At 63.7% G+C, this 21,091-nt stretch carries 20 protein-coding genes; 11 read left to right on the forward strand and 9 right to left on the reverse strand.

Annotated elements, in window-relative coordinates; translation table 11 throughout:
* Window positions 1-67 precede the first annotated feature (67 nt).
* A complete protein-coding gene (locus tag I2H38_RS16965) occupies window positions 68-997 on the forward strand; it encodes a sulfite exporter TauE/SafE family protein (protein WP_196273046.1) in 930 nt (309 codons plus the stop codon).
* On the forward strand, window positions 994-1,755 hold the full coding sequence (locus I2H38_RS16970; protein ID WP_196273047.1) for a TIGR02186 family protein: 762 nt from the start codon (window positions 994-996) through the stop codon (window positions 1,753-1,755). Before I2H38_RS16965 ends, I2H38_RS16970 begins: the two co-directional genes overlap by 4 nt.
* Before the next feature lie 6 nt (window positions 1,756-1,761).
* On the opposite strand, the gene pdeM is transcribed toward I2H38_RS16970, so the two are convergent.
* Together pdeM and I2H38_RS16980 are read right to left on the reverse strand one after the other, a co-directional pair.
* Window positions 1,762-2,463 carry a ligase-associated DNA damage response endonuclease PdeM gene (gene pdeM / locus I2H38_RS16975; RefSeq protein ID WP_196273048.1) on the reverse strand — a complete coding sequence of 234 codons (702 nt, stop codon included), beginning with the start codon at window positions 2,461-2,463 and terminating at the stop codon, window positions 1,762-1,764.
* A complete protein-coding gene (locus tag I2H38_RS16980) occupies window positions 2,460-5,114 on the reverse strand; it encodes a ligase-associated DNA damage response DEXH box helicase (RefSeq protein WP_196273049.1) in 2,655 nt (884 codons plus the stop codon). The genes pdeM and I2H38_RS16980 overlap by 4 nt, the downstream gene beginning before the upstream one ends.
* 169 nt (window positions 5,115-5,283) lie before the next feature.
* Here I2H38_RS16980 and I2H38_RS16985 point away from each other — a divergent pair, with 169 nt between their 5' ends.
* A complete protein-coding gene (locus tag I2H38_RS16985) occupies window positions 5,284-6,105 on the forward strand; it encodes an SDR family oxidoreductase (protein ID WP_196273050.1) in 822 nt (273 codons plus the stop codon).
* 2 nt (window positions 6,106-6,107) lie between these two features.
* Here I2H38_RS16985 and I2H38_RS16990 read toward each other — a convergent pair whose 3' ends face one another.
* Window positions 6,108-7,040, reverse strand: a complete 933-nt coding sequence (locus I2H38_RS16990; RefSeq protein WP_229426758.1) for a class I SAM-dependent DNA methyltransferase — start codon at window positions 7,038-7,040, stop codon at window positions 6,108-6,110.
* Between the two features lie 164 nt (window positions 7,041-7,204).
* On the opposite strand from I2H38_RS16990, the gene I2H38_RS16995 reads away from it, so the two are divergent.
* The 4 genes from I2H38_RS16995 to I2H38_RS17010 all read left to right on the forward strand — a co-directional run bounded on the left by I2H38_RS16995 (window position 7,205) and on the right by I2H38_RS17010 (window position 11,243).
* Window positions 7,205-8,260 (forward strand): ligase-associated DNA damage response exonuclease, encoded by a 1,056-nt coding sequence (locus tag I2H38_RS16995; RefSeq protein WP_196273051.1) that lies wholly within the window; start codon window positions 7,205-7,207, stop codon window positions 8,258-8,260.
* Complete coding sequence (locus I2H38_RS17000; protein WP_196273052.1) at window positions 8,257-10,005, forward strand: cisplatin damage response ATP-dependent DNA ligase; 1,749 nt, start codon at window positions 8,257-8,259, stop codon at window positions 10,003-10,005. The genes I2H38_RS16995 and I2H38_RS17000 overlap by 4 nt, the downstream gene beginning before the upstream one ends.
* Window positions 10,006-10,007: 2 nt before the next feature.
* Window positions 10,008-10,460 carry a secondary thiamine-phosphate synthase enzyme YjbQ gene (locus I2H38_RS17005; RefSeq protein WP_196273081.1) on the forward strand — a complete coding sequence of 151 codons (453 nt, stop codon included), beginning with the start codon at window positions 10,008-10,010 and terminating at the stop codon, window positions 10,458-10,460.
* A 72-nt stretch (window positions 10,461-10,532) separates the two neighbouring features.
* Window positions 10,533-11,243, forward strand: coding sequence for a response regulator (locus I2H38_RS17010; RefSeq protein WP_196273053.1), 711 nt, complete (start codon window positions 10,533-10,535; stop codon window positions 11,241-11,243).
* On the opposite strand, the gene I2H38_RS17015 is transcribed toward I2H38_RS17010, so the two are convergent.
* The gene (locus tag I2H38_RS17015; protein WP_196273054.1) at window positions 11,240-12,181 is read right to left on the reverse strand and encodes an alpha/beta hydrolase; all 942 of its coding nucleotides are present in this window, start codon (window positions 12,179-12,181) and stop codon (window positions 11,240-11,242) included. The two genes, I2H38_RS17010 and I2H38_RS17015, sit on opposite strands and share 4 nt — an antisense overlap.
* A 100-nt stretch (window positions 12,182-12,281) precedes the next feature.
* Between I2H38_RS17015 and I2H38_RS17020 the strand changes: the two genes are divergently transcribed.
* A complete protein-coding gene (locus tag I2H38_RS17020; RefSeq protein WP_196273055.1) occupies window positions 12,282-12,542 on the forward strand; it encodes a DUF6460 domain-containing protein in 261 nt (86 codons plus the stop codon).
* Between the two features lie 11 nt (window positions 12,543-12,553).
* Window positions 12,554-13,891 (forward strand): MATE family efflux transporter, encoded by a 1,338-nt coding sequence (locus I2H38_RS17025; protein ID WP_196273056.1) that lies wholly within the window; start codon window positions 12,554-12,556, stop codon window positions 13,889-13,891.
* Here the strand turns inward: I2H38_RS17025 and I2H38_RS17030 are convergent.
* Entirely contained in the window at window positions 13,888-14,973 is a 1,086-nt protein-coding gene (locus tag I2H38_RS17030; RefSeq protein WP_196273057.1) for a quinone-dependent dihydroorotate dehydrogenase, read from the reverse strand. The two genes, I2H38_RS17025 and I2H38_RS17030, sit on opposite strands and share 4 nt — an antisense overlap.
* Entirely contained in the window at window positions 14,970-15,314 is a 345-nt protein-coding gene (locus I2H38_RS17035) for a DUF952 domain-containing protein (RefSeq protein WP_196273058.1), read from the reverse strand. Before I2H38_RS17035 ends, I2H38_RS17030 begins: the two co-directional genes overlap by 4 nt.
* A 158-nt stretch (window positions 15,315-15,472) precedes the next feature.
* On the opposite strand from I2H38_RS17035, the gene I2H38_RS17040 reads away from it, so the two are divergent.
* Window positions 15,473-16,105: a S24 family peptidase gene (locus I2H38_RS17040; RefSeq protein ID WP_196273059.1), complete on the forward strand. Its 633-nt coding sequence runs from the start codon at window positions 15,473-15,475 to the stop codon at window positions 16,103-16,105.
* 2 nt (window positions 16,106-16,107) lie between these two features.
* Here I2H38_RS17040 and I2H38_RS17045 read toward each other — a convergent pair whose 3' ends face one another.
* Window positions 16,108-17,841, reverse strand: a complete 1,734-nt coding sequence (locus tag I2H38_RS17045) for a lysine--tRNA ligase (RefSeq protein WP_196273060.1) — start codon at window positions 17,839-17,841, stop codon at window positions 16,108-16,110.
* Window positions 17,842-17,973: 132 nt separating this feature from the next.
* Window positions 17,974-18,774 carry a transporter substrate-binding domain-containing protein gene (locus tag I2H38_RS17050; RefSeq protein WP_229426759.1) on the reverse strand — a complete coding sequence of 267 codons (801 nt, stop codon included), beginning with the start codon at window positions 18,772-18,774 and terminating at the stop codon, window positions 17,974-17,976.
* 120 nt (window positions 18,775-18,894) lie between these two features.
* Here I2H38_RS17050 and I2H38_RS17055 point away from each other — a divergent pair, with 120 nt between their 5' ends.
* Complete coding sequence (locus I2H38_RS17055; protein WP_196273062.1) at window positions 18,895-20,820, forward strand: glycosyltransferase family 2 protein; 1,926 nt, start codon at window positions 18,895-18,897, stop codon at window positions 20,818-20,820.
* On the opposite strand, the gene I2H38_RS17060 is transcribed toward I2H38_RS17055, so the two are convergent.
* Window positions 20,763-20,942 (reverse strand): hypothetical protein, encoded by a 180-nt coding sequence (locus I2H38_RS17060; protein ID WP_196273082.1) that lies wholly within the window; start codon window positions 20,940-20,942, stop codon window positions 20,763-20,765. The two genes, I2H38_RS17055 and I2H38_RS17060, sit on opposite strands and share 58 nt — an antisense overlap.
* Between the last annotated feature and the right edge of the window lie 149 nt (window positions 20,943-21,091).

The following is a 21,091-nucleotide window of genomic DNA, read 5'->3' on the forward strand; positions in this document are numbered from 1 at the left end:
GATTTTAAGGTCGCTTCCAGCGACGTCATAACGAGAACATGGCTGCACCGGCCATAGGGGAACCGGGGTGCAAATTTATCTGCCAATCGCTGAAATGCCGGTGAGCGTTCTCCTTATCCTCGCGATGGGCGCAGCGGTCGGTTTCATCTCGGGCATGTTCGGCATCGGCGGCGGGTTCCTCATGACGCCGCTCCTGATCTTCCTCGGCATTCCGCCCGCGGTCGCAGTGGCGACCCAAACCGCGCAGATCGTCGCCTCCTCCACGACAAGCGTCCTTGGCGCCGTGCGCCGCAACGCGCTCGACCTCAAGCTCGGCTCAATCCTCGTGTTCGGCGGCTTGATCGGATCGGTGCTGGGTGTCTGGTTCTTCGCCGTCGCCCGCCGGGCAGGCCAGCTCGATCTCGTCATCGTCGTTTCCTACGTGACGCTTTTCATGGTCGTCGGCGGCCTGATGTTGAAGGAGAGCCTGCGGGAATTCTGGATGACGCGGCGTGGCCGCCCCGTTCGCCCGCGCCGCCGGGCTGGCCAGCACGCGCCCTATCTGTTCTGGCCGCTGCGGATGCGCTTCTACCGTTCCAAACGCTATATGAGCGTCATCCCGATCCTGGGCCTTGCCCTGTTCATCGGTTTGGCGGGCGCACTTCTCGGCATCGGCGGCGGCTTCATCATGGTGCCGGCGCTTCTCTACGTGTTTCGAGTGCCGACCACCGTCGTCGTGGGCACATCGCAATTCCAGATCGTCTGCACGACACTCGTCGCGCTCGTCCTCCACGCGGTGGCGAACCAGGCCGTCGACATCGTTCTGGCCTTACTCCTCATCATCGGCGGCGTCTTCGGAGCGCAATTCGGTGCGCGGGCCGGACGCAATCTGAGGGCCGAACTTTTCCGTTTCCTGCTGGCGATCCTGCTGCTGGCCGTGGGCTTGCGCTTTGCCCTCGAACTGGTCGTGCGCCCGGAGGAACCATTCTCCATCGCGGTGCAGGAGGCGCGCACGTGAGGATCGTCGGCGCCCTCCTGATCCTCCTCGGTACTTTCGCGCCGGCCTCGGCCGAGACCTTGATCACATCCCTGTCGAACCACCGCGTTCTGATCAACTCGAACTACACGGGAACCTCGATTGCCGTGTTCGGCGCGGTCGAGCGGGATGCGCAGACCGTCGCGCGCGCCACGGGATATGACGCCGTCGTCACGGTGCGCGGCCCGCGCCAATATCTCGTCGTGCGCGAGAAGGAGCGGTTCGGGCCGCTCTGGCTCAATCAGGAGCAGCAGAAGTTTCCCATGGCTCCGGCGTACTTGAGCGTTCTGACCTCGCGCCCCATCACCGAGATGACGAGCGATCAGCTTCGCCAACGCCAGAAGATCGGTTTGCGCGCGATCATTGGCGCACCGGATTTCACCAACGATCGCGGGCAGAAGGACGAGCGGTTTCGCGACGCGTTTTACCGCCTGAAAGACCGCGAGGGCCTTTATCTTGAAGACGATCGCGGCGTCACATTCCTGACGCCCAACATCTTTCGCGCCAGCATCCCGCTTCCGGCCATCGCCCCGCCGGGGACCTACGATGTGGAGGTCGCGCTCTTTGCCGAAACGGTCATCCTTGCCCGCACCATCACCCATTTCGAGCTGGTCAAGACAGGCTTCGAGCAGCAGGTCGGCGAAGCGGCCCGCGACTGGCGGCTGATCTACGGTTTGTTCACGGCCCTCATCGCGGTTTTCTTCGGCTGGACCGCGAGCGTGATCTTCCGGCGCGACTGAGCCGCGTCAATCTCCGCAGAGCATTGCTCTCGCGATGGCGAAGATTCTCTCCGTGCCGATGAGATGGGCGGTGAAGCCATTCGGGAAAACCGGCTGGAAAGCCGTGTCGCAAACATTCAATCCGCCTGCGTAAGCCCCAAGCGCCGGCATGATGCAACGCGCGCCGTCGGTGACGAAGCACCGCCGCCGGGTCGCGCGCCCACGCATCACCACCTTGCCCACCGGATGCAGATGCCCCGCGATCTCGGCGTCCGCCCCTCCCCTTGGCTCGTGGCGCAGGGTGAAAGGGCCAAGCATCATCTCCTCGACCACCTCGCCGCCGATGCTGTCGGGCAGTGTGTGATCGTGATTGCCGGTGACCCAGATCCAGTCGCGCCCGTGCTGGACGCGCGCCAACGTCGCGCGCTCCTCATCACCGAGACGCTCCGGCCCGCCAATGTCATGGAAACTGTCGCCCAGCGCGATGACGGCGCGCGGGTTGAAGCGGGCGACCGCTCGCGTCAGCGCCTTCAGGGTTTCGCGCGTATCGTAGGGAGGCAGCATCATGCCCCGCACCGCGAAGGACGAGCCCTTTTCGAAGTGGAGATCCGCGACCAGCAGCACGCCGTCCTCGGGAAGATACATGGCGCCCGTCAGATCGAGGATGGCCGCGCGGCCATGAAGCCCGATCTCGCTTCCCGTGTGTCTGATGATGGGCAACGCCGTCACGCCAAAGCCTCGTCGAGAAGGGCCGCTTCCGCCTCGGCCAGGATTTCGTCCGCATCGTCGCTATAGACGCGCTCGCGGCCGATCTCCAGCATGACGGACACGCTCAGAGGGGAAACCCGGTCGAGCGGCTTGTGGATGATCCGCCCCCGGATGCGCTGAAGCAGCATACCCAAGCGCTTCACGTCCAGAAGCCCCGTTGCCGCATCCGCCCGCGCCGCGCGCAGCAGGACATGGTCCGGTTCATGCTTGCGCAGCACGTCATAGACGAGATCGGTGGAAATCGTGACCTGCCGCCCGGTTTTCTGCTGCCCCGGAAAGCGACGTTCGATCAACCCCGCGATGACCGCGCATTGGCGAAACGTGCGTTTCATCATGGTCGATTCCGCGAGCCAATCCTCCAGGTCGTCACCCAGCATATCTTCCGCGTAGAGATCGTCGAGGAATCCCGGCTCGCGTCCGACCCGCGCGGCGATGTCGCCGCCGCCCCAGACCGCGAGACCGTAATCGTTGGCGACGAAGCCAAGCGGCTTCAACCGCGCGCGTTCCAGACGCCGGGTGAGAAGCATGCCGAGCGTCTGATGCGCGAGTCTCCCCTCGAACGGAAAGCAGGTCATGTAGAAGCGCCCCGCGCGGGGAAAGGTTTCGACCAGAAGATCGTTTGGTCCCGGAAGGACGGAGCGGCGGCGCTGTTGCAGCAGCCATTCGGTCATCTGTGCCGGCAGCCGGTCCCATTCGAACGGATCGGCGAGGATCGCCCGCACTCGCGCGGCGAGGAAGGTGGAGAGCGGAAACTTTCCGCCCTCATAAGACGGGATTTTGGGATCGGTCCCTGCGGTCGCCCGCGTGACCAGGACCTCGTCCTCGACGATGCCTTCAAACCGCAGCACCTCGCCCGCGAAGAGAAAGGTATCGCCCGGCGTCAATGTCTCCGCGAAATATTCCTCGATCTCGCCCAGCGACCGGCCGCGCGGCAGAACCGTGCCGGGCCGTGCCCGCGAGGTTCGCCCGAGCCGAACCTTGATCATCGTCGCCTCGACGATGGTGCCTACATTCAGCCGGTATTGTTGGGCGATGCGCGCATCGCGCACCCGCCAGAGCCCGTCCTTGCCCTTCACGATCTTGGCGAAGCGCTCATAGGCCCGAAGCGCGTAACCGCCGGTGGCGACGAACGCGACAGCGGCCTCGAAATCCTCCCACATCAGCGCCGCGTAAGGCGCGGCCGAGCGGATTTCTTTGTAAAGATCCTCCAACCGAAACGGTTCGGCGCAGGCCATGCCGAGGATGTGTTGGCACAACACATCGAGCGCGCCGATGCGCGCATCCGGCGTATCCTGCGCCGCCTCATGCACCGCATCGAGCGCGGCGCGGCATTCGAGAATTTCGAACCGGTTGCCGGGGACGAGATAGGCTTGCGACGGCTCGTCCATGCGATGGTTCGAGCGGCCGATGCGCTGCATGATGCGCGACGCGCCTTTCGGCGCGCCCACATTCACGACGAGGTCCACGTCGCCCCAGTCGATGCCGAGATCGAGCGTCGCGGTACAGACCACGGCCTTGAGCTTGCCCGCCGTCATCGCCTCCTCGACGCGCCGCCGCTGCGACACATCGAGCGAACCGTGGTGGAGCGCGATGGCGAGCCCGTCGTCGTTGAGTTTCCAGAGTTCCTGGAACGTGTATTCCGCCTGCAGCCGCGTGTTGACGAAGACGAGCGTCGTCTTGTGCCGCCGGATGAGATCGTAGATCGCCGGCATCGACTGCGACGCCGTGTGCCCCGCGAGCGGAAGCGGTTCATCGAGTTCGAGCATCCGGATGTCGGGTTCGGCCCCGCCCTGCACCACGACGAGATCGGCGAGTGCTCGCTCCCCTCCCTCGCCGGCGCGTTGCGGCACCAGATAGCGCCGCAGATCGTCCGGCTCCCGGACCGTTGCGGAAAGACCCACCGAGGTCAGGTAGGGGGCGATTTTGAACAGGCGGGCGAGGTCGAGGGAGAGCAGGTCGCCACGTTTGGAGGTGACAAGCGAATGCAGTTCGTCGAGCACCACGCGCCGCAGATCCTTGAACAGCTCGCCGGCCTCACGATGAGCCAGAAGCAGCGCCAATTGCTCCGGTGTCGTCAACAGGATGTCCGGCGGCTTCTCGATCTGCCGTGCGCGCTTGTGGGAGGGCGTGTCTCCGGTCCGGGTTTCGATCCGGACAGGCAGATCCATTTCCCGCACCGGCGTTTCGAGATTGCGTGCAATGTCGGTCGCCAGCGCTTTCAGGGGGGAGATGTAAAGGGTGTGGAGCGTGCGACGTCTCTCTCTCCCCCTTGCCGGTAGGGCCGGGTTGGGGGTGGAACGACCGGGTGAACCGTTCTCGGATGAGATAGCCGTAGAAATCACATCGCGAGCCGATTTGTCCTTCCGCTCTGACTTTGCGACCCCTGCCCCTCCCCGCAAGGGGGAGGGGGAAGGCCCCGCCAATTCGACGAGGCTCGGCAGAAACCCCGCAAGCGTCTTGCCCGCCCCGGTTGGCGCGACAAGGAGGACCGAGTGGCCGCCTCGCGCCTTGGCCAGAAGCTGCAACTGATGTTCCCGCGGCTCCCAGCCCCGGCTTTTGAACCAGCGGCGGAACTCGGGGGGCAAAAGAGCGATGGCGGCTGCTTTCGGCATGAGCAGAGCATAGGTCGTCTGCCGCGGCTCGTCATGTCACATGGATTTCGGAATGCTCGGATATGTTCAGGTGTGGATGCCACCCTTGCGTGCTTGCACTCACACCCCTCCTTCGTTTCTATGCGAATGTAGCCGGATAACAATCCAGAACCAAAAAGTAATGACGCCAATGTCGCAGACATCCAATCTCAAGAACGCCATCGCCATCGTCACGGGGGGCACCCAGGGCGTCGGTGAAACCATTGCCCGCACGCTCGCCGAGCGCGGCGCCGCCGGCCTCGTCATCTGCGGCCGCAATGCCGATAAGGGCCAGGCGGTGGCCAAGGACATCACCGCGCAAGGCTGCCGCACGGAATTCGTGCAGGCCGACCTCGCCAACATGGACGACGTCCGCGCGGTCTCGGCACACGCCGACAAGACCTTCGGGCGCGTCGACGTGCTCGTGAACGCCGCCGGCATGACCGACCGCGGCACAGTCTTCGACACCAGCCCGGAGCTCTTCGACCGCATGTTCGCCGTGAACGTGCGCGCGCCCTTCTTCCTGATGCAGGACGCCGCCACGATCATGCGCCGCGAGAAGATCCAGGGCACGATGGTCAACATCCTGTCCATGTCGGCCCATGGCGGCCAGCCCTTCATCTCGGCCTATTGCGGCTCCAAGGGCGCGCTTGCGACGCTTACCAAGAACGCCGCCTTCAGCCTGATGCCGTGGCGCATCCGCGTGAACGGCCTGAATATCGGCTGGATGAACACGCCGGGCGAAGACCGCATCATGCGGACCTATCACAACGCCCAGGACGGCTGGCTCGACAACGCAGTCAAGAACCAGCCCTTCGGCCGCCTGCTCGACCCGGCCGAGGTCGCGCGCGCCGTCGCGTTCCTGACCAGCGCGGAATCCGGCCTGATGACCGGCTCGATCATCGACTTCGACCAGTCGGTCCTTGGCTGCTGGGAATCGACCCCGCACCCGTCCATGCCCTTCCAGGGCTGAGCCTAACGCTCCAACACCGCGAGGAGCCCGGGGACCGGCTGTCCCCGATCCTCGCGGATCGAGGCGTCCTCGATGAGGGCGACCGAGAAGCCCGTTTCGGCCGCAAGCGCCAGGATTTCGGCCTTGCCGTGCGCATAGCGGGAATCGCTGCCGAGGATCACGCCTCGGCCCTCGTGCGCCTGAACCGTGAAGGTGAACCACCCGCCTGGTTTCAGCACGCGATGGGTCTCGCGAAAGACCTCATCCAGCGCCGCCTTGTAAATGAAGACATCCGCCGCGACGATAAGGTCTGCCTCACCGGCGGCTCGTCCCGTCAGGAAACTTTCGAGATCCCGCTCATGCAGGCTGCGGTAGAGCCCGGTCCTGGCGGCTCGTTCCAGCATGCGCGACGAAAGATCGACGCCCTCGAAACTCTCCGCATGGCCCTCCAACGCCCGCGCCATGAGCCCGGTGCCACAGCCGAGATCGAGCATCGGCCCGAAGCCGAAGGGACGCTCCCGCACCGTACAGACCCGCCGCAACGCGTCGACGATGAGAGTCGGGCCGCGATAGGCAAGCGTTTCCGTCAGATGCCTGTCGAAGCGTGATGCGTAATCGTCGAAAAGCGCCCGCACATAGCCGTGGGTAACGGCCTCGTCGGAGGCCAGCGCTCCAAGCCTCGCCAGATCAAGACGTACCCCGAGCGCGTCCTGGGGTTCCAGCGCGAGTGCATTGCGGAGAGCCTCCACCGCCTCGTCGCGCGCGCCCGTCGCGGACGCGGCTCGGCCAAGCAGGGCATGGGCAGGGGCGAATTGGGGAGCGAGTTCCAGAACCTGTCGCGCCAGATCGACCGCAGCGTCGAAATCCTTCTCGTCGAAGGCCGCGCGGGCATATTCGTATCGACGATCGGCGATGAGATCGCCGGAGGAGGATCGCAGGGTCGGAGTCAACCGCATTCCCCTCGCAATGCGGCACACGAAACAAGGTGTCAATGCTGCAATTGGGCGTAGGCGCCAGCGTCGACCTCGGCGACGTCCTCACGAGGCATGGCCATGACAGGTCCGGACGCCGATCGGCCCCTGCACTGCAATCGGTGCCATTCATCCTATATTTTGACTCCATGGCGCTGCGTTCCACCGACATTCTGACCCTGACCCCGCAGGGGCTCTATTGCCCCCTCGGCGATTTCCACATCGACCCCGTCCGCTCCGTGAAGCGTGCGCTGATCACCCACGGCCATTCGGACCATGCTCGAGCCGGCCATCAATCGGTCCTCGCGACGCGGGAGACGCTGCTGATCATGGGCGAGCGTTACGGCAAGGGTTTTGCCGGATCGACTCAAGGTGCCGTTCTCGGCGAAAGCATCCGCTTCGGCGATGTGATCGTGCGCTTTACCCCGGCGGGGCACGTCCTGGGCTCGGCCCAAATCGTCATCGAGGCAGGCGGCACCCGGATCGTGGTGTCCGGCGACTACAAGCGCGAGAGGGACCCGACCTGCCTTTCTTACGAAGTCGTGCCCTGCGACGTCTTCATCACGGAGGCGACTTTCGGCCTGCCGGTCTTCCGCCATCCCGCCGCGCAGGACGAGGTGCGAAAACTTCTCCATTCAGTCGCGCTGTTCCCCGAGCGCACCCATATCGTCGGCGCCTACGCTCTCGGCAAGGCGCAACGCGTCATGGGGATGCTCCGGGAGGAGGGTTACGACGAGCCGATTTATCTTCACGGCGCGATGGAGCGCCTGACGGAGCTCTATAAAAGCGAGGGCATCCCGCTTGGCGAAACGCCGAAGGTCGCGGCAGCGGAACGGTCTGAGCTTGCGGGCGCCATCGTGATCTGCCCACCCTCCTCCATCCAGGACCTCTGGTCCCGCCGCTTCCCCGATCCTGTGACCTGTTTCGCCTCCGGGTGGATGCGCGTGCGCGCCCGCGCCCGACAAAGGGGCGTGGAGCTGCCGCTCGTGATCTCGGACCATGCCGACTGGGACGACCTCTGCCGCACCATCCACGAGACCGGCGCAGGCGAGGTGTGGGTCACGCATGGCCAGGAGGACGCCCTGGTCCATTGGTGCCGGACGCACGGCATCGCAGCGCGGCCGCTGCACATGCTGGGCTATGGCGACGAGGGTGAGGGGGAAGAGGCCCAGCCCGCGAGGGAAGAGGCGGGAGGGACCGCATGAACCGCTTCGCCGCGCTCCTCGACCGCCTTGTCTATGAACCCCGCCGCAACGCCAAGCTTCGGCTGCTGGTCGATTACTTTCGTCATACACCAGATCCTGATCGCGGCTATGCGCTCGCTGCTCTCACCAATGCGCTCATGTTCAAGGAGGCGAAGCCCGGCTTGATCCGCGGCCTCGTGGAGGAGCGGACCGATCCGGTTCTCTTTCGCATGTCGTACCACTATGTCGGCGATCTCGCGGAGACGGCGGCGCTGATCTGGCCGACGCCTCGCGCGATCCCCTCCATCTCCAACTCCCCCCCGCAAGGGGGAGGAGAGCCCGCTGCGCCCGGTCTCGGCCACAACACTCCCATCCCGACGATCACCGAGGTGGTTGAGGCTCTCTCCACCACAGGCAAGAGCGACCTGCCCGCCCGGGTCGCCTCCTGGCTCGATGCGCTCGACGAAACCGGGCGATGGGCACTGTTGAAACTGATCACGCGCGAATTGCGCGTCGGCGTGTCGGCTCGGCTTGCGAAAACCGCTGTCGCGCAGCTTGGGCAGATCGAGCCCGACGAGATCGAGTTGATCTGGCACGGCCTCGAAGCGCCTTATGAAGACCTTTTCGCGTGGGTCGAGGGCCGGGCCGGAAGACCTGAATCCGGCAATCCGGCCCCCTTTCGCCCGCCCATGCTGGCGCATCCGCTCGAGGATGAAGATATTGCGAAGCTCGAGGCTGCCGATTTCATCGGCGAATGGAAGTGGGACGGCATCCGTCTTCAAGCCGTCTCCGGAAAGGCGGCCGATGGGCGGCTGGTGCGACGCATCTATTCCCGCACCGGAGAGGATGTCTCCCGCGCCTTCCCCGACCTCCTGGACGCGCTCGAATTCGAAGCAGCCCTCGACGGCGAATTGCTGATCGTGCGCGACGGCCGCGTGCAGAGCTTCAACGTGTTGCAGCAGCGCCTGAACCGCAAAACCGTCACCGCGAAACTCATGACCGAGTTTCCCGCGCATCTTCGCGTCTACGACATTCTCACCGAGGGCGAGGAGGACCTGCGCGACCTGCCCTTCCTGGCGCGCCGCGAGCGGCTCGAAGCGTTCGTCGCCCGCTTAGGCGACCCGCGCATCGATCTCTCACCCATGGTCCCCTTCACCTCATGGGACGGGCTGGCCGCCGCGCGCTCCGACCCGGCTTCCATCGGCGCGGGTATCGATACGGACGCGATCGAAGGTTGCATGATCAAGCGGGCGGACAGCCCGTATCTCCCCGGTCGGCCGAAGGGCTACTGGTACAAATGGAAGCGCGATCCGTATCTCGTCGATGCCGTCATGATGTATGGCCAGCGCGGGCACGGGAAGCGATCCTCCTTCTACTCGGACTATACTTTCGGCGTCTGGCGCGACGGCCCGGACGGCGAGGAACTGGTACCGGTCGGCAAGGCTTATCATGGTTTCACGGACGAGGAATTGATGAAACTCGACCGCTATGTCCGCAACCATACGGTCAATCGTTTCGGGCCGGTGCGGGAAGTGGAGTACGGCAAGGATCGCGGCCTCGTGCTGGAAGTCGCATTCGAAGGATTGCAACGCTCGACCAGGCATAAATCCGGCGTCGCCATGCGGTTTCCCCGGATCAACCGCATTCGCTGGGACAAGCCTCCCGCGGAAGCGGACCGGATCGAGACCCTGGAAAAGATCCTCGCACGGGGCGAGAAGGAAATTCATCCGTTCAGGAGCCAGCAAACGGAGGGCCAGGAACCATGACGATGCTGTCCGTGGAAACCCTCACCGAGGGCAGCGTGACACAACAGGTGAACGGGCGGCTTGTCGTGGAAACGAAGGGACAAGGCTTTACCGAGATCACCGAGGCCGTTTCCCGCTGGGTCTTCAGCACCGGCATCCTGCACGGCCTCCTGACGGTGTATTGCCGGCATACCTCGGCTTCGCTCCTGATTCAGGAGAATGCGGACCCGGATGTCCGGCAGGACCTTCTCACCGCCTTCGACCGCCTGGCACCGCGGGACGCCGATTATATCCACACCCTCGAGGGACCCGATGACATGCCCTCCCATGTCCGGACCATGCTGAGCGGCGTCAGCATCGGCATTCCGGTCATGGAGGGCCAGATGGTTCTCGGGACCTGGCAAGGGCTTTTTCTCGTCGAGCACCGGGATGCCCCGCATCGCCGCGAGATCATTTTTCATCTCATCGGAGCCTGAGATGGCCATGCTCCTTACAGTTGCACGTAGAATGTTCATGGCCCTCATCCCTCCCTTGCTATTTGATTAAGGATGCGGCTAAGGCTTTGGGGCTGCGTGGGAGAAGACCGAGTGCAAAGTCAAACCGCCACGATCGTGATTGCCGACGACCATCCGTTGTTTCGCGGCGCTTTGAGGCAAGCCATCGCCTCCGTGATGCCGAAGGCGCGTGTGGTCGAGGCTAACGGCATGGACGAGCTGAACACCACGCTCGGCCAGGAACGGGACGTCGATCTCATCCTCCTCGACCTGACGATGCCGGGTGTTCAGGGCTTTTCCGGTCTCCTGTCGCTCAGGGCGCAGCATCCCGAGCTTCCGGTGGTCATCGTATCGGCCAACGAGGAGCCGACGGTCATCCGCCGCGCCATGGAATTCGGCGCTTCGGGCTTCATTCCCAAATCGGTTGATATTGACAGCATCGGCGGCGCTATCGGCGCCGTTCTCGCAGGCGACACCTGGACCCCGCCGGACGTGGACCTCAGCGCCACCGAGGACAAGGAAACCGCCGATCTGGTACGCCGCCTGGGGACGCTCACCCCGCAGCAGGTCCGCGTTCTGACCATGCTCTCCGAGGGTCTGCTCAACAAGCAGATCGCCTATGAGCTCAGCGTCTCCGAGGCGACCGTGAAAGCCCATGTCTCGGCCATTCTCGACAAGCTCGGCGTCGACAGCCGCACGCAGGCGGTGATCGCCGCCGCCAAGATCGGCGTGACCCAGCGCCCCTCCCCCGCCAGCGCCGATTAAAGCGCTTCTATAAACCGATCGATTCGCGACAGGGCCTGCTCCGACAGGGCGCTGTCGAAGCGAATGAAGACGTGGCAGCCGCCCGGCCAGACCGCGAGCTCGGCCTTGTTTCCGACCGACACCCATCGGGACGCCATGAACAGCGTATCGTCGATCAGCAAGTCCCTCGTGCCAACGGAAAACAGCGCTGGCGGCAGGCCTGCCAAATCCGCGTAGAGCGGCGAGATGTCGGGGCTGCGCCGGTCGGCCTCGGGACCGCAGAAATTGTCGGTGAAAATGCGAATGTCGCGGGTGTTGAGGATCAGCTTCTCGCTGCCCCAGCGCGCCACGCTCGGCGTCATGGTGAGGTCGTAGCATCCGGCGAAGAGGTTCGCGCCCCGGAAGGGCTTGAGACCGTGCTTGTCGCGCAGGCGCAGGATGGTCACGGCGGACAGGTGAGCCCCTGCCGATTCACCGCCGATGAACAGCCGCGAGGTTCCAAAACGGCTCTGGGCCTCCCGGACCAACCAGAGGGCCGCCGCCTCGCAATCATCTGGCGCGGCAGGATACGGGTCCTCGGGGGCGACCCGGTATTCGACCGATACGACGGCAAGGCCGCAACGTTCGGCCAGGCGTTCGAGCCAGGGGTCCTGCTCGTCGGCCGTGCCGAAGGTCCAGCCGCCGCCATGGATATGGAAATAGACGCCGCGCGGATTGTCGGGCGCGATGATCCGCAAGGGAATCGGCCCGGCGGGGCCGTCGATGGTGATAACTTTTGCCCGCGCGCTCGTCGGCATCAGCGGGAAGGGCCCCAAGCCTTGCCGGCGGCGCTCGCGCACAACAGCGGGCGGCACTGACCACTGATCCGGCAGGCTTGAGAGCTTCGCCACGATATCGACGTTTTGGGCGCGGATCTCATCGCTGATGGCGGACGGGTCGAAGAGTGCGGGGTCGATCATTCCAGACTCAATATAGTTGCGTTCATCGTCGGCCCTTGCGATGAAGCACACGCAAACGCCAAGGTCCAGCCAACCCTTCGATAAGGACAAGGACGAGCTTATGCCCAACATGAACCGGTTTCTCGGTGGATCGCCTGGCTCGGTTCTCGCCAAGCTGATCTTCCTGTCTCTTCTTGTCGGGGCCTTCATGGCCTTTCTCGGCCTGACGCCCTTCGGGCTCGTCGAGGGCATCTTCAATTGGGTCCGCTCCCTCTTGAACCTCAGCCTGGAGACGGTGAAGCAGGTCGGCCTCTGGGTCGTCTATGGCGCGATCATCGTCGTCCCGCTTTGGCTGCTCACCCGCCTTTTGGGCCAACGGTAGAAATATTCGACATGCACGGCTCCAACCCGCTCCGCAGGATCGAGATTACCCATCGGCGCATGCTGATGTTGGCCCTGCCGATGACCCTGTCCCACGTGACGACACCGCTGCTCGGCCTTGTCGATGCGACGGTGATCGGGCGGCTCGGAGAAGCGCATCTGCTCGGCGCGGTGGCGCTCGGAGCCGTGATTTTCGACTTCGTGTTCTGGAGTTTCGGATCGCTGCGCATGGCGACCGCTGGCCTGACCGCGCAGGCGACCGGGGCGGGTGACGCTCATCAGGTCGATTGCACGCTGTCCCGCGCCCTCCTTGTCGCGGTCGTGACCGGCCTTCTGCTGGTTCTGCTGCAATGGCCGATCGCGCGCTTTGCCTTCCCCTTGGTCGGCGCAAGCGAGGCGGTCACGGGGGCTTTGTCCACCTACTTCTTCCTGCGCATCTGGTCTGCGCCGTTCGCGCTCGCCAATTACGTCATCCTCGGCTCGACCCTCGGGCGGGGCCGCACGGATCTCGGCCTGTTTTTGCAGGTTGCGATCAATCTGGCCAACATCGCGCTGACAGCGACGCTCGTTCTGGTCTTCGACTATGGCGTCGCGGGAGCGGCCATCGGCACAGCGATCTCGGAAGTGATCGGCGTCGGCCTCGGCATCGTGGTGCTGCGCCGGCTCGGCTCGAACCCTTTCGCGGTCACGCTGAAGGAGGTTCTCAACCGCCCGGCGATGATCCAGACCATGGCGGTCAACCGCGACATCATGATACGCAACGTGGCGCTGATCCTCGTCTTCGCAATTTTCAGCGCGCTGGGCGCCCGCTCCGGCGACGTGACGCTCGCCGCGAACGCGGTGCTCTACAACATGTTCTTGATCGGCGGCTATTTCCTCGACGGGTTCGCGACAGCGGCGGAGACCCTCTGCGGTCAGAGCGTCGGCGCACGCGACGAGCGCGGTTTTCGCCGCTCCATCTCCTTGAGCCTCGGTTGGAGCGTCGGCTTCGGCCTTGCCGTCACCGTGCTCTTCCTCATCGGCGGCGGGCCCTTTATCGATTTCGTAACGACCAACCCGGAGGTCCGCGTCTATGCGCGCGACTATCTCGTCTACGCCGCCCTGGCGCCCGTGGTCGGAGCTGTCGCCTTCGCCTTCGACGGCATCTATACCGGTGCAACCTGGACAAAGGCCATGCGCGATCTCATGCTGATCGCGTTTGCGGCATTCACGCTGATCCTTTTCGCGGCCAGCGGCCTCGGCAACGCCGCCTTGTGGACGGCGATGCTGGTGTTTCTGGGCACGCGAGGCATCGGCCAAGCAGTTCTTTGCGCGCGGCTGACGCGGCGGACTTTTCCCGTCGCTTCCTAAAACCGCCCCTGCGCGATGGCTGCGGCGTCACGTCCCACGGCCTTCGCAAGCGTGGTTCCCTCGCGTTCCAGAATGCGCAGCAAACCGCTCTTGATGTCGTTGACCAGACCGGGCCCCTTGTAGACCATGGCGGAATAAAGCTGCACCAGGTTGGCGCCGGCCCGGATCTTCGCCCACGCGGCTTCCGCTGAATCGACGCCGCCGACACCGATGAGTGGAATCTTGCGCTCCACGCGCAGGAAAGTCTCGGCGAGGATCTTGGTGGAGGGCACGAACAGCGGCTTTCCGGACAGTCCGCCAGTCTCCGCAGCGAGTGTCTTTTCCTTCAAGCTTTCCGGCCGCGCGACCGTCGTGTTGGAAACGGTCAATCCGTCGATGCCGCGTTTCAAGGCGGTCGCCACGATGGCATCGAGCGTTTCAAGCGAAATGTCGGGAGCGATCTTCAAAAGGATGATCGTTCTCGCGCGTCCCTGATCGGCCTTGTCGCGCGCCTCGATGCAGCGGCCCAATAGATCGTCGAGGAAAGCCTCGCCTTGCAGATCGCGCAGGCCCGGCGTGTTCGGCGAGGACACGTTGATGGTGAGGAAATCGACCAGCCCGCAAAGCTGCTCGATGCACAGGGCATAGTCGCCAACGCGATCCGCCGAGTCCTTGTTGGCTCCGATATTGACGCCGACGATTCCGGGGCGGCCCCGGCGCTGAAGAAGACGCTGCCGCGCGGCATCGAGGCCTTCGCTGTTGAGACCGAAGCGATTGATGATCGCCTCATCCCGCGTCAGCCGGAAAAGACGCGGGCGCGGATTTCCCGGCTGCGGTTTCGGCACTACGCCGCCCAGTTCGACGAAGCCGAAGCCGAGCGACAGGAGTTGATCGGGCACCTCGCATTGCTTGTCGAGACCTGCCGCGAGACCGACGGGGTTCGGGAAATGCCGACCGAAGCAATCGACCGCAAGGCGGCCATCGTCCTTCGGCGGAGCGCTCACCGGCAAAAGCGACAGCCCCTTGATCGTCAACTGATGCGCCGTCTCGGGATCGAGCGCGTGCAGGACGGACTTCGCCAGCGGGAATAGGTTGCCGATCATGGCGCAAGCTCCGGAAAAGTATGACGACCGTCAGCCCCGAGGGGAAGCGGTTTCACCCACAGCACAGCGGCGAGGGAAAGCGTTCCATAGAGATGCGGAAACAGATCTCCGCCCCGGGACGCCTCGTATCGCAGCGCGTCTCCAAGCATGTCGGCGTCAATCGCGATCAAGAGGAGCCGATCCTGACGGGCAAAATGTCGCGCGGCAGTTTCATGCACCTGTTTTCCCGTTGAAAAATGGAGGTACCCATCTTGAATATCGATGGGTGCTCCAGCAAAGACACCGCTCGTTTCAGCGTCCCGCCACAGGGTTTCAGGGCAGATTTTGTAGATAATTTGCATAGCCAGGCTGAGTAGACGGGTGTTTGGCGGGGAGCAACAGGAATATGGGCGTGTTGTCGCGGCAAATGAGAGCGCTTGCCGGAGTCATAGAACAACCTTAATTCCTAGTCATAGTTTCGGTTTCAGGACGTTTTTCGCATCCTGCGAAGGTTCATAACATGTTGTCTCACGACCGCGTTTGGGCTGCTATCGATGCATTAGCCGCACGCCACGGCATGACCGCATCGGGGCTGGCTCGCAAGGCCGGTCTCGACGCGACGAGCTTCAACAAATCGAAGCGTACAAGTCCCGAGGGCCGGGATCGCTGGCCCTCGACGGAATCGATCGCCAAGATTTTGCGTGCCACCGGCGCGACGCTTGAGGATTTCCTGCGCCTCGTCGAGCCATCGGGATCGCTGCGCCGCTCCATGATCCCCCTCATCGGCCTCGCCCAGGCGGGGTCGGGCAAGCTCTTCAATGAGGAGGGATTACCCGCCGAGGGACCGGGCTGGGACGAGATCGATTTTCCCGATTTCGGCCAGGAGAAGGTGTTCGCGCTTGAAGTTTCCGGGGATTCCATGGCCCCGCTTTATCGCGACGGCGAAATCCTCATCGTGTCGCCGACTGCGAGTATGCGCAAAGGCGACCGTGTGGTGGTCCGCACCACGGGTGGGGAGGTCATGGCCAAGGAGCTGAAGCGCCGGTCGGCCAAGACCTTGGAACTCGCATCCCTCAACAAGGACCACGAGGATCGGACGATCCCCGCGGAAGAGGTCTCGTGGGTCGCCAGAGTGATGTGGGCGCGCCAGTAGATTTACGCCGCGCGCCCGGTCTCTCTCGCTTTCAGGAACGCCTCGTGCTCCTGCACGAGCCTGCCTGACAGCGCCTTTTCGATCAGCGCCCGGGTCTCCTTCACGCCGTAGAGCGCTGCGAAGGAGCCAAAGCGCGGCCCGCGTTGTTCGCCCAGCAGCACCTGATAGATCGTATTGAACCACTCGATCGAGACGCCCGGACGCTCAGGCGTCGCGCCCTTCGCCTTGAAGTCCTGATAGCGCGGCTCAGCGCGGCCGACATTGTAGATCTCGTCCTGGATCGCCTCTGCCGTCGCCGGGCGATCATCCGCTTCGAAGGAGGCCAGCACCTCCTCCAAGCGGCGCAAGGACGCGGCCTCCACCTCATCCGGCAAGCGATAGGTCTTCTGCGGCTTCACGAAGTCTTCGAAGTAACGCACCGCGCGCTTCACGAGACTGTCGAGGCGCGGATGCGTCTCCGGCGAAACGCCCGGCGCATAGCGGCGGATGAAGCCCCACAGCACAGCCGGATCTTCCGAATTCGCCACCGCGACAAGGTTGAGCAGCATGGAGAACGAAATCGTCGTCCCGGGCTGATTGGCCCCGCTCGACGACACCAGTTCCGGCGCGGGCGGATGGCCCGCATGCAGATGCCAGACCGGGTTGATGAGACGCGCCTTGATGTCCTGCGCCGGATATTTCTCGAGGAAGGTGAGATAATCGTCGACCTGCCGCGGGATCACGTCGAAATGCAGCTTCTTTGCCTCGCGCGGCTTGTTGTACATGAACAGCGCGAGACTGTCGGAGGTGCCGTAGTTCAACCACTCGTCGATGGTGAGGCCGTTGCCCTTCGACTTCGAGATCTTCTGACCCTTCTCATCGAGGAAGAGCTCGTAATTGAAACCTTCCGGCGGCAACCCGCCAAGCGCCTTGGCGATTTCACCGGACAGCTTCACGCTGTCGATCAGATCCTTGCCCGCCATTTCGTAATCGACCCCGAGCGCGACCCAGCGCATGGCCCAGTCGGGCTTCCATTGCAGCTTCGCATGGCCGCCCGTGACCGGCGTCTCAAAACGCTCGCCGGTTTCCGGATCGCGCCAGACGATGGTGCCGGCGTCGAGCTTGCGCTCGTCGATCGGCACCTGCATCACGATGCCGGTCTTCGGGTGGATCGGCAGGAACGGCGAGTAGGATTGCTGGCGCTCCTCGCGCAGCGAAGGCAGCATGATGGCCATCACCGCGTCGTAACGCTCGAGCACCGTTAGCAGCGCCTTATCGAAGAGCCCTGACTTGTAGCACTCGGTCGCCGACTTGAACTCGTAGTCGAAGCCGAAGGCGTCGAGGAATTCGCGCAGGCGTGCATTGTTGTGGTGAGCGAAGCTTTCGTATTTGCCGAACGGATCCGGCACCTGCGTGAGAGCCTTGCCAAGAGCGGAGGTCAGGAGTTCCTTGTTCGGAACGTTGTCCGGCACTTTACGCAGGCCGTCCATGTCGTCCGAGAAGGCGAAAAGCCGGGTCGGAATGGTGTCGCCGGTCAGAACGCGGAAGGCATGCCGCACCATGCTCGTGCGCGCCACCTCGCCGAAGGTGCCGATATGCGGCAATCCCGAGGGACCGTAGCCGGTCTCGAACAACGCCTCTTTCTTCCCCGTCCGTTTCAGCCGCTCGACAAGCTTGCGCGCCTCCTCGAAAGGCCAGGCGGTGGCGGTTTGGGCAGCTTCGATGAGGGCGGGGTCGAGGGACAGCTTTTGGGACATGAGACCAGACAGGTTAGGGAAGCGCGGCACACTAAAGCATGATCCGGCAAAGGGGAATCCGGTTTTCCAACAAGATCGTGTCCAAACGAGGCAATCGGGCGGATGCAATGCCGCAGCTTGCAACCTTTCCACTTAGAAGGGGCTGATCGGGAAGAAGCGCAGATAAAGCTCGGCGTATTTGCCCTCTTTCCAGAGCTGCTGCAGGGCATAGTCGAAGGCCCGGCGCAAGGTTTCGTCATCCTTGCGAACGACGAACCCGATGCCCTCGCCGAAAAACCGGCTCTCCAGATAGGGACCGCCCGAGAAATCGCAGCAGCCGCCTGCGTCCTCCCCTCCCACCCAGAGCGCAAGGCCAAGGCCATCGGCGAAAAGATAGTCGATGTCTCCGTCTTTCAGAGCCGTCTGGGCCGCCCGGAGCTCAGGGAATGATTTCAGCGCTGCCATCTGCATGAACGCCTTGGCGAAGGCCTCGTGGGCCGTGCCGCCGATGATCCCGACGGTTTTTCCTTTCAAGGCCGTGCCGGTGGGCGCGGGCAGATCGCGGTCCTTTCGGACGACGAACCGGGCGGGAAACTTGAAGTACGGCGCCGTGACGGCAAAACGCTGCCGAAGGCTCGCGGTCAAGGGGATCGCAGCGGCGACCACATCGCCCTGCTTGTCGGCCAAGGCGTCGAGCAAGGTGTCAAAGCGGCGGACCTGAATGGTGCAGGTCAGGCCCAAACGTTCGCAGGCCGCACGAGCCAGCTCCACGGAAAATCCTGTCGGATTGGTATCTAACGCTGCGAAATGGAGCGGAGGGAAGTCATCATCGATCAGAAACCGAACGGTGCGAAGGCCAGTCAGGTCGGGCCGATCGAGCTGCACGCTCGGATCCCAGAAATTGGGGATTGCTACTCCCTGCGCACTCCCCCCTCCCGGAGCGCTGACGAGCATAGCGGCGAGGACAATTCCTATGAATTCATTCCTTCGTAGGGACTTGATCTCCCGCAGAAAGCACGCAACGACTGAAATAGTGTTTCGCATTGTGATGAATGACACCTTTTGAAGGCTGCCTTGCACAATTCTCGGGAACCAACCCTGCCTACCAATCAGGGTCTAGCGGAGGGCGGACCGCCGTCAACCGACAGCCACTCCGCGCTCCCGATCGAGATCGGCTTTCTCGCCGGACGCGGCTATTCCTCGGACAATCTGCGGGACGCCACGGTACTAGCGGAGTTCGCCGGGACGCCGGTCAACGAATTTCTGCTGAAATACAACCTCATCAGCGAGACGGAATTCTATCGCGCGCTCGCCGAAGAATTGTCGGTGCCTTTCCTGTCCGCACCGCGACTATCCACCGAGGCCCGCTATCCCGACAGCATCCGGGCTGGAGTTGCGCCGCTCGCGGGGCCGGCCGGCGGCTACGTTCTCGCACCTCGCGGCCTCTCCCTCGCTCCTCTGCTCAAAAGCCGGCGTGCCCCTCATGGTCGCCTCGCCATCACGACGCCGTCGCTTTTCACGAAAGCGGTCTTTCGGGTTCACGCAAGGGCCATCGCCGATCACGCGGCGAACGCACTTCCCAACAGCGCCCCAGGGCTCTCGAGCCGCGATGGCGTCACCGTCCCGCAGATCGCCAGCTTGGCGACCATGACCATGCTGGCCTCCTTTGCCGGAACCCTGGCGCCTGAATCCGTGCTTGCCGGTATCGCCGCAGGCATGAGCCTGCTTTTCCTTGGCATGGTCGTGGTGCGTCTTGCGGCTTCGTTGCTGCACAATCCCGTCGAGCCCGTCACTATCCCTCGGCGGATCGATGACGCCGCTCTGCCGATCTATACGATCATCGTTGCGCTCTACCGGGAGAAGCGCGTCGCATCTCACCTCATCGCGGCTTTGACGCGCCTCGACTATCCAATGACCAAGCTCGACATCAAACTCGTGCTCGAGGCTGACGACGATGAAACGGCTACGGCCCTCACTGCGACGGAGTTGCCGGGATGCATCGAGGTGATCGTCGCTCCGCCGGGACATCCGCGCACGAAACCGCGCGCTCTCAATGTCGCTCTGCCCCTGGCGCGCGGAGTTTACACAGCCGTCTACGACGCGGAAGATGTGCCAGACCCCGGACAATTGCGTTTGGCCGTCGCGTCCTTCGCCGCCCTGCCCCGGAATGTCGTTTGCCTTCAGGCGCGGCTGACGATCGACAATACGGACGATAGTTGGCTGACGCGGCTCTTCACCATCGAATACGCCGCTTTGTTCGATGTGCTCAATCCAGGTCTCGCCGAGATCGGATGCCCGATCCCGCTCGGCGGCACGTCGAACCATTTCCGCACCGCGGCGCTCCGGGACATGGGAGGCTGGGACGCGTGGAATGTGACCGAAGATGCAGATCTCGGCATTCGCCTGGCACGGCTCGGCTACAGCGTCGTGGACCTTCCCTCCTCCACTCTGGAAGAGGCGCCGAGCACGCTTGGAGCCTGGATGAACCAGCGGACCCGTTGGATGAAAGGGTTCATGCAGACTTGCATCAGCCATTCGCGAGCGCCCGTTTCAACGCTTTCGCAGCTCGGCGTCTGGCGCTTCTATGGAGCCCTCGTCGTCACGCTCGGGACCGTGCTGAGTTCGCTATTTTATCCGTTTTTCACGTGTCTGTATTTTTTGATGGGTCCTGGTGATGTTGTGGGGGAGGCGTGGGGTTTGGCGTGGCTTGCGGGGAGCCGGACGCTTTTCGTGCTGGGGCTTGGGGCCATCGTCGTTCCGGCGTGTGTGGCGCTGCGACGGCGGCGTCTGTTGCGGCTGTTGCCGTGGGTGCTGGTTCTTCCGCTGTACTACGGGCTCGTCAGCGTCGCGGCATGGCGCGCGTTATGGGAACTGACGACGGCGCCTGTTTTCTGGCACAAGACGAGTCACGGCTTGGCGCGCACGTCGCGGACGGGTCGGGGTCAGAAGCACCAGGCGAAGGCGGAGATGACCATGTCGTTGAAGACGGCGCCGCCATAGCGCCACCACAGAAGACCGCCGGCGGCGACGAGGCAGAGGATCGCGGCCGCGATCAACAGGGCGCCGATCCGTGCCTCCGTCTGCGGCCCTTGCCGGGTCGGCTGTTCGCTTGCCAGTTTCATCCGCCACCTGTCTTCGACGGCGCCTATCATAGGCTCGGTTGAGGCGTGGCAAAAGGCCCGGGGGCGTGTCAGGTCTTTCTTCGTCGTTCACGGCCTGTGTTTTGGCGTGCATTGAACGCAAAAAGCGCCGCGGTTATTCACCGGGGCGC

Origin of the sequence: Microvirga alba (genome assembly GCF_015694465.1) — a bacterium.
Taxonomy (GTDB): domain Bacteria; phylum Pseudomonadota; class Alphaproteobacteria; order Rhizobiales; family Beijerinckiaceae; genus Microvirga; species Microvirga alba.

Coding starts and splice junctions, on each gene's coding strand:
- I2H38_RS16980 (WP_196273049.1), bottom strand. CDS start 5,114: ATGCCGAAAGCAGCCGCCATCGCTCTTTTGCCCCCCGAGTTCCGCCGC.
- I2H38_RS16985 (WP_196273050.1), top strand. CDS start 5,284: ATGTCGCAGACATCCAATCTCAAGAACGCCATCGCCATCGTCACGGGG.
- I2H38_RS16990 (WP_229426758.1), bottom strand. CDS start 7,040: ATGCGGTTGACTCCGACCCTGCGATCCTCCTCCGGCGATCTCATCGCC.
- I2H38_RS16995 (WP_196273051.1), top strand. CDS start 7,205: ATGGCGCTGCGTTCCACCGACATTCTGACCCTGACCCCGCAGGGGCTC.
- I2H38_RS17000 (WP_196273052.1), top strand. CDS start 8,257: ATGAACCGCTTCGCCGCGCTCCTCGACCGCCTTGTCTATGAACCCCGC.
- I2H38_RS17005 (WP_196273081.1), top strand. CDS start 10,008: ATGCTGTCCGTGGAAACCCTCACCGAGGGCAGCGTGACACAACAGGTG.
- I2H38_RS17010 (WP_196273053.1), top strand. CDS start 10,533: ATGCGGCTAAGGCTTTGGGGCTGCGTGGGAGAAGACCGAGTGCAAAGT.
- I2H38_RS17015 (WP_196273054.1), bottom strand. CDS start 12,181: ATGATCGACCCCGCACTCTTCGACCCGTCCGCCATCAGCGATGAGATC.
- I2H38_RS17020 (WP_196273055.1), top strand. CDS start 12,282: ATGCCCAACATGAACCGGTTTCTCGGTGGATCGCCTGGCTCGGTTCTC.
- I2H38_RS17025 (WP_196273056.1), top strand. CDS start 12,554: ATGCACGGCTCCAACCCGCTCCGCAGGATCGAGATTACCCATCGGCGC.
- I2H38_RS17030 (WP_196273057.1), bottom strand. CDS start 14,973: ATGATCGGCAACCTATTCCCGCTGGCGAAGTCCGTCCTGCACGCGCTC.
- I2H38_RS17035 (WP_196273058.1), bottom strand. CDS start 15,314: ATGCAAATTATCTACAAAATCTGCCCTGAAACCCTGTGGCGGGACGCT.
- I2H38_RS17040 (WP_196273059.1), top strand. CDS start 15,473: ATGTTGTCTCACGACCGCGTTTGGGCTGCTATCGATGCATTAGCCGCA.
- I2H38_RS17045 (WP_196273060.1), bottom strand. CDS start 17,841: ATGTCCCAAAAGCTGTCCCTCGACCCCGCCCTCATCGAAGCTGCCCAA.
- I2H38_RS17050 (WP_229426759.1), bottom strand. CDS start 18,774: ATGCTCGTCAGCGCTCCGGGAGGGGGGAGTGCGCAGGGAGTAGCAATC.
- I2H38_RS17060 (WP_196273082.1), bottom strand. CDS start 20,942: ATGAAACTGGCAAGCGAACAGCCGACCCGGCAAGGGCCGCAGACGGAG.